Here is a 12,522-nt window from a genome sequence, read left to right on the forward strand (position 1 = left end):
ACAACTGAGGGAGAAGTGGCTTGTATAATTTTGAATGTGAGAATGAGTGAATTAGTGAATAAAAAATATTAGAAAACATTCACTCAATCTCTCATTCACTCAATCTCCCATTAAAAATATGAACGCAGAAATAAATAAAGATTTTGTATTCAACTACTTGTCGGGGAAATCGACTGCCTTGCAAAAACAGTTGGTGGACGAGTGGGTGAAAGATGCGTCTAACGAAGAGCTGTTCTACCAGTGGCTGGTAGAATACGAATATAAACATCCACAATATCTGGCCGATGTACACGCAGCCACCGAGTATTTTCACGCACAGGCCGACCGGGCCGACGAGAATTTTGGGCCTGATTTGGCACCGGAAGAGTCTGTACCTGCCCGTTCGCGGTTATGGGCCTGGTTGGTGGCTGCTTCCGTAGCGATTCTGCTGGTAGGAAGCGGGGTCTTATTTAAAGACAACCTGATCTATCAAACGCACCGCTCGGCCTACGGCGAGACCAAAAAGCTGACTCTGAGCGACAGTACGCGGGTCGTTCTTAATGCTAACTCGTCGCTGCGGGTGCCTCGGTTTGGTTTTGGAAGGGAAACGCGGGAGGTACTTTTAAGCGGTGAAGCCAATTTCGATGTGGCCCATCAGCCAGACAATCAGAAGTTTGTCGTCAAAACCGACAAAGAATTTGAAGTAGTTGTGCTGGGCACGGAGTTCACGGTGTACGCGCGGCCTGCCAGGTCGAAGGTAGTTTTGAACAAAGGCAAGGTACAGCTCAACTACCGCGAAGGCCAAGCCCAAAAGCAACTCATGATGAAACCCGGCGATCTGGTGACGCTGGATGACAGCAACCACCTCCAACGGGAAGTAACGGCCCAGCCGGAGAATTACGCCGCCTGGAAAGAGCACCGCTTTGTATTTGACGATACCACCCTGGCTGAATTTGCGGAAATCATGCAGGAAAATTACGGCATTCAGGTACTCGTTGAAGACAAAGACCTGGCCCAGCGCACGCTGGTGGGCTCTTTCCGCGCCGAAAGCCCCGACGAACTGCTCGAAATCGTTTGCCGGATTTTTAATCTGAAAATGGTCAGGACAGGAGAGGTGGTGCGGTTGGTAGAATAAAAACGATCTAAAATCTAATACTTCCTAAACCCTTTAATTCAATGAAAAAAATACTACGTGCCCCGCTATGGGCGGGTATGCTGATGGTGGCCTTGTGGCTGGTCGGACAGCCGATTTTGGCGCAGACCTACGCCAGCGCCAACCAGCTACCGACGAAAGGAAGCAGCAAAGTCCAACCCGCCCGACAAAAACTCCGGGGCGTCCTCAACGATCTGAAAGCTCGCTATCGGGTAGATATTCTTTTTGAAGGAGGATTGGTGGAGAACGTTACCGTTGCCACCAATTTACTGGACTACGAAGCAAGCTTGGAACAAAATCTCGATCGGATACTGCGGGCGGCCAATTTGAACTACAAAAAAGTAAAAAGCGGTACTTACGTAATTCTGGCCAACAGGAAAACGGCCGAAAGTTCGCCTTCGGAGGTGCTTAGTCCAGAACAAATGGCCCGAGTCGAAAGTCTCCCCGAGCCGAATATTTCGCCGCTGGCCAGTTCCGCAAAGGTTGAAATCATTGTGCAGATGGTTCGGGGAAAAGTAACGGAGGAAAACGGTGCCGGATTGCCGGGCGTGAGCGTGCTGCTCAAAGGCACCCAGCGTGGCACGACTTCGGACGCTGCCGGAGATTTTCAGCTGGAAGTACCTGACGCGGCATCGGTGCTGGTATTCAGCTATGTAGGCTACCAGAGCCAAGAGGTAGTTGTAGGTAACAAAACTACCCTCACCGTGTCGCTTTTGCCCGAAAGCAAGGCGTTGCAGGAAGTCGTAGTCACGGCTTTGGGTATTAAAAAGCAAGCCAAGAGCCTGGGCTACGCCACAGCCACCGTGTCGCCGGAGGAAATGACGATCAACCGCACGGCCAATTTCATGAACGCCTTACAGGGCAAGATGGCGGGTGTCAACATCACGCCGCTGGGTTCGGGTCCGGCCGGAACGAGCAAAATTCGTATTCGCGGGCAGTCGTCGTTTGGCGGCAACAACTCGCCGCTGATCGTGGTCAACGGCGTACCGATCGACAACACCAACAACGGCGCGCGCGGCGATGTGAGCGAGCGCGGCAGCAACCGCACCTCCGACGGCGGCGACGGCCTGAGCAGCATCAATCCCGATGACATTGAGAGCATGACCGTGCTGAAAGGCGCGGCGGCCTCAGCCCTTTACGGCTCCCGCGCCAAGGACGGCGTGATCATGATTACCACTAAAACGCGCGGCGCGGGCCAGGGCGTCACACTATCTTACAACACTAACTACACCACCGAAACCCCGCTGGACTACACGGACTACCAATACGAGTACGGTCAGGGTGAAAACGGCGTGCGGCCCACGACGGCCTTCCCGGCCACGGGGCAATGGAGTTTTGGGGAGAAATTTGCGCCCGGCATGACGCAGGTGTTGTTCGACAACGTAACAGTTCCCTACGAACCTATCCGCAACCACGTCACGGACTACTACCGCAAAGGTTCGACTTTTACCAACACTCTGACGCTGGCCTCGGGCGGCGAGAACGGCGGATTCAGCCTGTCGCTGTCCAATCTTGACAACAAAACAATCCTGGAAACGTCGGGCTACAACCGCCGGACGGTTAATTTGGGCTTCACGCAGACGGTCGCCAAGAAATTGGTCGTGACGGGAAACATCAACTATTCCAACGAGTACCGTAAGAATCCGCCGAACATCGCCGAGCAGGATTACAGCCCGGTCGTGATCTATAACCTGGCCAATTCGATGCCGCTGGATTTACTGCGACAATACGCTGAGGACGAGAACGGCAACGAGGTACGTTGGTCGCGCTTCACCAACCGCACTAATCCGTTCTTCTCGCTCAAACGCTTCGACAACATTCGTAACGACCGGGTATTCGGCAACCTGACGGCCCGTTACAACTTCACGGATTGGCTCTTTTTACAGGGCCGCATCGGGCAGGACTACTATTCACGTGAGCAAGATTACAACCTGCCCACGGGTACGCAGCGGCAGCCAGCCGCCCCGGCGGGCTTTGTCAATGGCCAGTACGTACAGGATGCTCGCAACGTGCGCGAACTCAATACCGATTTCCTGCTGGGTATCAACAAAACTTTTGGCGTGTTCGGGCTGAGCGTCAATGCGGGCGGCAACCAGATGTATCGCCGCATCAGTCGCCACGGTGTGTTCATCCAGGATTTTTACACCCGCGACCTCTACACCATCGGCAACGGACGCCAGCGCGAACCCTCCTATGAATTCTCAGAGCGGCGGGTCAATTCGCTCTACGCCTCGGCGGAGGTTTCGTTCCGGGATTACCTGTTCATAAATGGCACGGCCCGCAACGACTGGTTCTCCACGCTTTCGCCCGCCAACCGCAGCATTCTTTACCCGTCCATTACGGCTAGTTTCGTGTTTTCTCAGGCGCTTGCCAGTTCCCTGCCGGATTGGATAAGTTTTGGTAAAATCCGGGCGGGTTACGCCGAGGTGGGCAGCGATACCGACGTGTCGCCCTACGCCAATAACCTGTTTTACGGCATCGACCCGCAGCAGTTCCCCTCGCCCAATGGCGTCGGTCAGCCTCTGGCCAACATCAGCGGCCGCACGGTTCCCAACGCTGACCTGCGGCCCATGCGGGTTTCGGAGAAGGAATTTGGCTTGGAGTTGAAAATGTTCAACAACCGCGTGGGGCTGGACCTAACGTACTACGACAAGCTGTCGTCCGACCAAATCCTCCGCGCCCAGACTTCCGACGCGGGCGGTTACCTGAACCAACTCATCAACGTGGGCCAAAGCCAGAATCGGGGCCTTGAAATGCTGGTGAACCTAGTACCCGTCAAAACCCAGGACTTTAACTGGAACCTGATTTTCAACGCCGCCTACAACAAAACGAAAGTTCTGAACCTGGGCGATGATGTCAGCGACAATTCCATCACCGTCGGTACGGGCGAGTTCACGGGTGAACTGCGGCAGGTCGTGGGCCAGCCGCTGGGCCAACTCTATGGCTTCGGCTACCGCCGCGACGATCAGGGACGCCAGATCTTCGACGCAGGTAATGGTCGCCCGCTGCGCACGGCCACCCAAATCCCTTTCGGCAGCGCCCTGCCATTGTGGGTGGGCGGCATCACCAATGGCTTCGAGTACAAAGGAATCAACGCCTCGTTTTTGATTGATTTCAAACTGGGCCACAAAATGATTTCAGGCACCAACTTCAACGCCTGGCGGCACGGCCACCACAAAGGTACTTTGCCGGGCCGCGAGGATGGTTTTGTGATCGGCGAAGGCGTGAACCCCAACGGCGAAGTCAACCAAACCAAATCGGGCGTGCAGGCCTACTACGAAACGGTGCGCTCGCAGAACATCGCCGAGCAGTTCGTTTACAACGCGGGCCTCTGGCAGTTACGACAAATCACGGTAGGCTACGATTTCACAAGGTTCCTGACCTCGGTTCGCTTCATCAAGGGACTACGCGTTAACGCCGTAGCCAACAACGTGGCCGTCCTGAAAAAGTGGGTTCCCAACATCCATCCCGAGCAATTCGGCTTCCCCTCCGACAACCTCGTAGGTCTGGAAGCAACGGGCCTGCCCGTGACGCGAAGCGTGGGCTTTAATGTAAACATCAAATTTTGAATTAGTGATTGAGAGAATGAGAGAATAAAAACATTCTCTCATTCTCTCAATCACTCAATCTCCATTAAAAAATGAAAAAGCTACTCATACTCCTCCTCGTCACGCTCCTCGCCACCTCCTGCGACAAGGGTTTCGACGAACTGAACATCAACCCCAATGCCCTGACCAAAGTCGATCCCGGCTTTCAGTTCAACACGGCGGTGGTGAACAGTGCATTTGCGTACAGCAATTTGCAGTACGAAACCATCATCGTCAAGCAGATGATCAACCCGTTCAGCGGCGTGGGCGCGGCGGGGCAGTACAACCAGGACAACCGGGGCGTAACCGCTGCCAACTGGCAGCGTTACTATCGCGACGTAATCCGCGAACTGGTGGATGTGGGCAACCAAACGAAGGACGTACCTGCCCGCTCCAACCTCTACAACATGACCCGGATCTGGAAAGCATACTCGTTCATGATTCTGACTGACACTTACGGCGATATTCCCTACACCGAAGCAGGCAAGAGCTACCTCGAAGGCATCATCACCCCGGCTTACGACGCGCAGGAGCAGATTTACAACGATATACTGAAAGAACTCGAAACCGCCTCCGCCGCTCTAGACGCCTCCAAAGCCAAGGTCACGACCGACGTGCTGTACGGTGGCGACATCGTCAAGTGGAAGCGTTTTGGAAACTCGCTGTTGATGCGGGCCGGGATGCGACTTTCCAAAGTCAATCCTGCCAAAGCCGCCGAAATCGTGGCCAAAGCCGTGGCGGGCGGCGTGATGCAGTCCAACGACGACATCGCGCTGTTGCGCCACACGGCCAACTTCTCCAATCCGGTCGGTGCCCCACTGAACGGCGGACAAGGCGATTTTTTCTATCTGGCCAAGGATTTTGTGGACTATCTCAAAGAGAATAACGACCCTCGTCTGGCTTCTATCGCCGTACGTTATGTTGGAGCCAAGAGTGCCGTGGATCAGAAGGAACCCAAAGCCAATCGCAGCCCGGCGGTGCAGATCGGAATGCCGCTTGGCTTCGATAATACTACGGTTTCAGCGGCGGTCAAGGCCGATGGCCTGGCAAGCCTATACGACTACAGCCAACTCGACCGCACCCGTCTGGCGGGGTTGCTGAGTCCCACGCTTTTCGTAACCTACGCCCAAACCCAACTCCTTCTGGCCGAGGCCGTGGTGCGCAAATGGACGACGGGCGACGCATCCAAGCTTTTTGCCAACGGCATCCAGGCGCACATGAAGCAACTGGCTTTGTACGGCACTTCGTCGGCCGTGTCCGACGCGGCCATCACGGCCTACCTACAGGCCCATCCGCTGGAAACGGGCCGGGAATTGGAACAAATCAACACCCAATACTGGGTGGCGTCGTTCCTGAACGGGCCGGAAGCCTGGGCCAATTTCCGCCGCAGCGGCTTCCCGAATCTGACGCCCAACCCCTTCCCCGGCACCGACCTGAAAACCGAGCAGTTCATCCGCCGCCTCACCTACACCGACGCCGAACTGAACGTGAATCGCAACAACGTCCAGGCCGCTATATCGAGACAAGGACCTGATTTGTTGGACACCAGAGTCTGGTGGGACAAGAAATGATTGTTGAATGAGTGATTGAGTGAATGAGTGAATACTTGACCTGCCTGCCGAGATGAATTTTACCCACCCCACCCGCCGCCAAATGCTCCGCACCACGCTGGGTATCGGCGCGGTGTTAAGTTTAGCGGAGAAAGGACAGGCGAAAGCAAATCCCCCCGAACCCGTTATCGAATGGAACGCTCACATTTTCAGCCCTGATGTCAAAAAATATCCGCTTCATCCGAAGGCGGTGTATCAGCCCGACGTTTCCATTCACCCCGCTGACCCGCTCGCGGCTTACCTGAAACGCCTGGATGAGGAAGGCATCGACCGTGCCGTCATTGTTCATCCCGAACCTTACGGCGACAACCACCGCCTGATGCTCGACTGCCTCAAACGCGAACCGAAGCGACTGCGGGGAACCAGCCTTTTCTACCCCAAAGACCCCGAAGCTCCCGCCAAACTGGCGGCTCTGGTTAAAGAAGAACCGCACATCGTCTCCACCCGCTTCCACGCCCACCGGGGCAAGGAGGATTACCTCGACACCTTTGCCGATGCAGGCGTGAGGGCGTTATGGAAAAAGGCCCACGAGTTGGGTTTGGTCATAGAACTACACATCGGCCCCAACTACGCCCAACAGGCGGGTGAGGCCATCAAAGCCTTTCCCGGCTGCAAAGTCCTCATCGACCACCTCGCCGAGCCGCACATGGGGACGGGGCCCGAGTTCGCGGACGTCCTGGATTTGGCCAAATACCCCAACGTTTATATGAAACTCTCGGGCCTGAATCATTTTGCCAAAGACGAACCCTACTACGAAAGTGCGCTGCCTTTTACCAGTCGGGTCATTAAAGAGTTCGGCCCGGAACGCCTGGTGTGGGGGAGCGGCTCGCCCAAGATCGTCGATGTACATTTGAAAGGGTATTCCGAGAAAGAACGGGCAATGGTGAAGGGGGGGAATATTCGGAAGTTGCTGGGATGGAGTTGAGGAGGTTCAGCGTACTTCGTTCTTAGTTTGTTTTTAAAGTATGGAATGAAAAACTTAAAACAACGCCTGAAAAACGGCGAAACCCTGCACGGCTGCTGGCTGAATTTGGGGAGTTCGCTAACCGCCGAAATAGTAGGCTTATCGGGTTTCGACTGGGTGCTGATCGACCTGGAACACGGCGCGGGTACCGAGAAAGATGTACTGGCGCAGTTGCAGGCGCTGGAATCTACGCCGGCGGGCGTGGTAGTACGGGTGGAAAGTGCCGAAAGTCAGCGCATTCACCGGGTACTGGACATGGGTGCGGAAGGCATCATGTGTCCCAAAGTCAACACGGCTGAGGAAGCGCAGCAAGTCGTGAGCGGCCTGCACTACCCGCCGCATGGCCATCGGGGCGTGGCCAAGATGGTGCGGGCCACGCAGTTTGCTCAGAACTTTGACGAATATTACCAAAACTCCCGCGAAAATCTCCTCGGCGTCGTACAGATCGAAACTGCCGAAGCCCTGAATCACCTCGACGAGATAGCCGCCCTCGACGGCGTGGACGTACTTTTCATCGGCCCCGCCGACCTTACGATGGAACTCGGTATTTTCGGCCAGTTCGATCACCCCAAACTCAAAGATGCCGTGCAAAAAATTATCGCCGCCGCCCAAAAAGCGGGTAAATCCACCGGCATTCTCTTCTTCAATCCAGAAGAGTACCAAAACTACCACCAACAAGGCATCCGCTTCATCGCCTGCGGGGCCGACGCCACCTTCGTCGCCAACGGCGCCAGGGATATGGCGAGAAAACTGACTGAGATGCGGAAGGAATTCTAGACAAGAACACTATCAACTCTCCACTATCAACTCTCCACTAAATTAAGTGACTGACCCCCTCTTCATACTTTCCGTCGGAGTACTTATCGTCGTTGGCGGTATCATCGGCCTGAAACTGCATCCGTTTCTGGCCCTCATTCTGGGCGCATTGGTCGTAGCCTTCATGACCCCGGCGGCAGCGGTGGAACAATACGCCCTCGACAAAGGCACGTCCGCCGCTGCCGCGCTGGCTCTGTCCCAAAAAGGCATCGGCGAGCGCATCGCCACCGAGTTCGGCAACACCTGTGCCAAAATCGGCATCCTGATCGCGATGGCGGCGATTATCGGCAAATGCCTGCTGGAAAGCGGGGCCGCCGAACGTATCATCCGCTCTATTTTAAGGCTGACTGGTATCGGCAAAGCACCCATTGCTTTCCTGACCAGTAGTTTTTTTCTCGGCATTCCTGTTTTTTTCGATACCGTTATTTTCCTGATGATGCCGCTGGTAAAGGCGATGGCGTTGCGTTTGGGCAAAAATTATTTGCTCTTGGTCATGTGCATCATGGCCGGGGCGGCAATGGCCAATTCGCTGGTGCCGCCCGCCCCCGGCCCGCTTTTCCTGATTGGTGAAATGCACATTCCCATTGGGATGATGATGATCGCGGGTGTCATCGTGGGGCTTTTCACCATAACGGCTGGGTACTTTTTTGCGGTGTGGGTAAACGGCAAAATGCCCATCGAAATCCGCGACTCGCTCGACGCCCCGCTGAAAGACATCAAACTTATCGCCGCCCGCGAAGACCGCGAACTACCTCCACTGGGACTGTCGCTACTACCCGTGCTGATTCCGCTGGGCTTCATCTGTGCCGACACGGCCATCGGTGCCTTGTCCAAAGGCGGCGCACCCTGGGGCGAATCGGCGTTTGCGACGGCAGTAGTGGCGTTCATAGAGTTTTTCGGTGATAAAAACATCGCCCTCATTTCGGGCGGCTTCGCGGCTTTGCTGGTACTTGCCAGTCAACGGAAAACCAGTAAAGACGAGTTTTCAAGCTTCGTTCAAGCCGCACTGTTGAGCGGTGGCGGAATTATCCTCATCACCGCCGCCGGAGGTGCTTTCGGCGGAATGTTACAGCAAACGGGCATCAGCAGCCGCATCGCGGGCCTGACTGCTGGCTACCAAATGGCCCTCATTCCGCTGGCGTTCCTGATTGCTGCCGTGGTGCGCACGGCGCAGGGGTCGGCTACCGTCGCGCTTATTACGGCTTCGGGCATCCTGTCGGGAATGGCCACGCAGGGAAATCTGGAATTTCACCCGGTTTACCTCGGCCTGGCCATCGGCTGCGGTTCCAAGATCGTGCCGTGGATGAACGACTCGGGTTTTTGGATTGTCTGTAAATTGAGTAATTTGACTGAGAAAGAAGCTCTTAAAACTATATCGCCGCTACTAGTCGTGATGGGAATTACGGGTTTGGTCGTGATTTTGGTGGGGGCGAAGTTGTTTCCGTTGGTGTGAGGGCTTCGGCTCCGCTCAGCCTGACAAGTTTTTTGGCTGGGCGGTGAAAGGTTTTTTCAAACAGTACTAAAAGGGCATAATATTCAAACAAATGCAAAAAATAGGATTCATCGGACTGGGAATCATGGGCAAACCAATGGCCCTAAATTTAATAAAAGCGGGCTACCTGGTTTCAGTTTTGGAAAGCAGCCATGCCGCCGAGGTACTTACCGAAGCGGGCGCGAAAGCATTTCCGAACAGTAAGGAGTTGGCACAGCAAGTCGAGGTAGTCATCACCATGCTCCCTGATTCACCCGAAGTAGAAGAGGTAGTTTCCGGCAAAGACGGGGTGCTGGAAGGCGTAAAATCCGGTGCCTTATTCATCGATATGTCCACCATTTCGCCTTCGGTGGCGGTGAAAGTCCACGGCCTGATGCAGGAAAAAGGCGTGGAAGCCCTTGACGCCCCGGTATCGGGCGGACAGGTCGGAGCCGAAAACGCTGGGTTGTCCATCATGGTGGGCGGTAGTCAGGAAGCATTTGACCGGGCGTTGCCGATTTTCCAGGCAATGGGTAAGAACATTGTCCGCATGGGCGAACCCGGCACGGGCCAAACGACCAAAGCCTGCAACCAAATGATCGTCGGCCTGACCATTCAGGCCGTGGGCGAAGCGTTTACCTTAGCCAGCAAAGCAGGGGTGGACTTAGCCAAAATGCGGGAGGCGTTACTGGGCGGCTTCGCCCAAAGCCGCATTCTCGACCTGCACGGCCAACGCCTGATCGACCGTAATTTCAAGCCCGGTTTTAAAATAAAACTCCACAAAAAAGACATGGGTATCGCCCTTGATGCGGGCAAAGAACACGACGTAGATTTGAAAGGCACCGCTTTGGTCGCCGAACAGATGGAAGCCGCCATCGCGAAAGGCCACGGCGAAAAAGACCATAGCGCGTTGGTGTTGCTCTTAGAAAAATGAACCAGATTTTCACCTAAACACTTAAAATCATGAGACGAAAAGACTTTATGAAAGTCCTCGCGGCGGGTTCCGTGGGGGCATCGGTCGTGAAGCCGGGCCAGGCCCAGGCAAAAGTAGTACCACCGAGGAAAGTACTGATGAAAGTCGGTTGCCAGTCGGGCGGGACGACTAAGGAGAATCTGGAGCTCAAAGGCCGTTGCGGCGTCTATAACATCGACGGCGGCTCGCCCAATATTATTCCCGGTAAGGGCTGGGATCTGGAAGATTCGCTCGCCAAGCGCGATGCCTGCGAGAAGTATGGCATCAGCCTCGATGCCTATCACTATCCGCTCACTTCGGCGGGCATCGACAAGGTAGTTTATCCCAACGTCATGCTTGGTAAAAGTCCCGAGCGTGACCGGGAGATCGAGTATTTGCAACAAATGATCGTGGTGGCCGCGAAGACAGGCATCAAGGTACTTAATTACAATACCACAATCCTGCCCGTACTTCGAACCAGTAAGACTATCGATCCCAAGCGCGGCAACGCTCTATACAGTACCTGGAATTACGATGAAGCAGTCAAGCGTAACGATCCCAAAACCGTCGCGGGCGACGTGTCGGTTGACCAAATTTTTGAGCGCATCAGCTACATGCTCGACCGCATTCTGCCCGTGGCTGAGGAGTACAAGGTCAAGATGGCCAACCACATCGCCGATCCGCCCGTACCTGCCCCGGTACAGGGCGTCATGCGCTGGAACAGCCCCGACGTGTTCGCGGGTATGAAGCGGTTTGCGGAGTTATCCAAAAGCCCCTACCACGGCTTCAACTTTTGCATCGGCTCCATCGCCGAGGGGCTCAAAGATCCGCGTACCGAAATTCTGCCCATCATCAAGTACTTCGGTGATCGCAATCAGATTTTCAATATCCACCTGCGCAACATCAAGGGCGGCTTCAACAATTTTCAGGAAGTTTATCCCGACAACGGCGACATGAATTTCGTCCAGGTCATCCGCGCCCTGCGCGACGTTGGCTTCGACGGCATGGTCATGCCCGACCACGTCCCGCAACACGCCGACCACGAGGCCCATGCCCAATCGTTCGCGTTCACCTACGGCTATATCAAAGGACTGTTGCAGATGGTGGCGGAGGATGTCGTTTAGGGGAAAGGAGAAATTCTAAAATGGGTTAAAAGGTCAACGGTCAAACGGTTAAAAGGTGTCGTACACTAGCCGTGCCGCCGATAACGGTGGTCAATCCGAGCATACCGATTGGACGGTTGAAGACCACGAATCGTTGACCTTTTAACCGTTTGACCATTTAACCCCAAAAAAGACATGTTTCGAATACACCAAATCGTTATCACCCCCATTGCCATCGTGGACCCGCCGTTGCTGAACGCGGCGGGTTTGCACGCGCCTTATGCTTTACGCACGATTGTAGAGATCGTGACCGACGATGGCGTGTCGGGCATCAGCGAGATTCCGGGGACGCGGGAGATTGATTTGGCCCTGGCCGAGGCGCGGGATTTGTTGATTGGGAAGGATGTTTTCCAACTCAACGACATCCGCCGGACGCTGGTCGCGCACTTCGGGCAGGATACCGCCGCCGAGCGCGGCGTCGCGCCCTGGGACCAGCGCAAGATGGTGCATATTTTCAGCGCCGTGGAAGTGGCTTGTCTGGATATTATGGGTAAAATTCTGAATCGCCCGGTCGTAGATTTGCTGGGCGGGCGGATGCGCGACCAAGTACCTTTTTCGGCCTATCTTTTTTACAAATACGAAGGCGCGGGCGGTGAACTGGCCTTTGGAACCGATTCCGACGCGCAAGGCTGGGCCGCCGCGCGGCAAGCGAGTGCCTTGAATCCCGGGGAAATCGTGGCCCAGGCAAAAGCCATGTGCAATGAATTCGGCTTTCAATCCATCAAGCTGAAAGGTGGCGTCTTTGAGCCCCGGCAGGAAGTGGATGCGATTTTAGCATTACGGGAGGCCTTTGGGCCGAAAGTACCCTTACGCATCGACCCCAACGC

General features: G+C 55.1%; 9 protein-coding genes. All 9 read left to right on the forward strand.

All coding sequences use genetic code 11. The annotated features are described in order from the left end of the window. Positions 1-118: 118 nt before the first annotated feature. Positions 119-1,114 (forward strand): FecR family protein, encoded by a 996-nt coding sequence (locus tag ACEW8P_RS09915; protein ID WP_373512927.1) that lies wholly within the window; start codon positions 119-121, stop codon positions 1,112-1,114. A 518-nt stretch (positions 1,115-1,632) separates the two neighbouring features. Continuing rightward, a complete protein-coding gene (locus ACEW8P_RS09920) occupies positions 1,633-4,701 on the forward strand; it encodes a SusC/RagA family TonB-linked outer membrane protein (protein ID WP_373512935.1) in 3,069 nt (1,022 codons plus the stop codon). Between the two features lie 71 nt (positions 4,702-4,772). Then, positions 4,773-6,290, forward strand: a complete 1,518-nt coding sequence (locus ACEW8P_RS09925; RefSeq protein WP_373512928.1) for a SusD/RagB family nutrient-binding outer membrane lipoprotein — start codon at positions 4,773-4,775, stop codon at positions 6,288-6,290. A gap of 52 nt (positions 6,291-6,342) precedes the next feature. Then, positions 6,343-7,254 carry an amidohydrolase gene (locus ACEW8P_RS09930; RefSeq protein WP_373512929.1) on the forward strand — a complete coding sequence of 304 codons (912 nt, stop codon included), beginning with the start codon at positions 6,343-6,345 and terminating at the stop codon, positions 7,252-7,254. 45 nt (positions 7,255-7,299) lie between these two features. Beyond that, the gene (locus ACEW8P_RS09935; RefSeq protein ID WP_373512930.1) at positions 7,300-8,070 is read left to right on the forward strand and encodes an HpcH/HpaI aldolase/citrate lyase family protein; all 771 of its coding nucleotides are present in this window, start codon (positions 7,300-7,302) and stop codon (positions 8,068-8,070) included. A 46-nt stretch (positions 8,071-8,116) separates the two neighbouring features. Then, entirely contained in the window at positions 8,117-9,562 is a 1,446-nt protein-coding gene (locus tag ACEW8P_RS09940; protein ID WP_373512931.1) for a GntP family permease, read from the forward strand. 91 nt (positions 9,563-9,653) lie between these two features. After that, entirely contained in the window at positions 9,654-10,514 is an 861-nt protein-coding gene (locus tag ACEW8P_RS09945) for a 2-hydroxy-3-oxopropionate reductase (RefSeq protein WP_373512932.1), read from the forward strand. Between the two features lie 29 nt (positions 10,515-10,543). Then, complete coding sequence (locus ACEW8P_RS09950) at positions 10,544-11,656, forward strand: mannonate dehydratase (protein WP_373512933.1); 1,113 nt, start codon at positions 10,544-10,546, stop codon at positions 11,654-11,656. A gap of 174 nt (positions 11,657-11,830) precedes the next feature. Continuing rightward, on the forward strand, positions 11,831-12,522 hold a 692-nt coding region (locus ACEW8P_RS09955), incomplete at its 3' end, for an enolase C-terminal domain-like protein (RefSeq protein ID WP_373512934.1).

The organism is Persicitalea sp. (assembly GCF_041751555.1).
Lineage (GTDB): Bacteria > Bacteroidota > Bacteroidia > Cytophagales > Spirosomataceae > Persicitalea.

Excerpts from the sequence above, each read along its gene's own strand:
- ACEW8P_RS09915 (WP_373512927.1), top strand. The coding sequence starts at position 119 with ATGAACGCAGAAATAAATAAAGATTTTGTATTCAACTACTTGTCGGGG.
- ACEW8P_RS09920 (WP_373512935.1), top strand. The coding sequence starts at position 1,633 with ATGGTTCGGGGAAAAGTAACGGAGGAAAACGGTGCCGGATTGCCGGGC.
- ACEW8P_RS09925 (WP_373512928.1), top strand. The coding sequence starts at position 4,773 with ATGAAAAAGCTACTCATACTCCTCCTCGTCACGCTCCTCGCCACCTCC.
- ACEW8P_RS09930 (WP_373512929.1), top strand. The coding sequence starts at position 6,343 with ATGAATTTTACCCACCCCACCCGCCGCCAAATGCTCCGCACCACGCTG.
- ACEW8P_RS09935 (WP_373512930.1), top strand. The coding sequence starts at position 7,300 with ATGAAAAACTTAAAACAACGCCTGAAAAACGGCGAAACCCTGCACGGC.
- ACEW8P_RS09945 (WP_373512932.1), top strand. The coding sequence starts at position 9,654 with ATGCAAAAAATAGGATTCATCGGACTGGGAATCATGGGCAAACCAATG.
- ACEW8P_RS09950 (WP_373512933.1), top strand. The coding sequence starts at position 10,544 with ATGAGACGAAAAGACTTTATGAAAGTCCTCGCGGCGGGTTCCGTGGGG.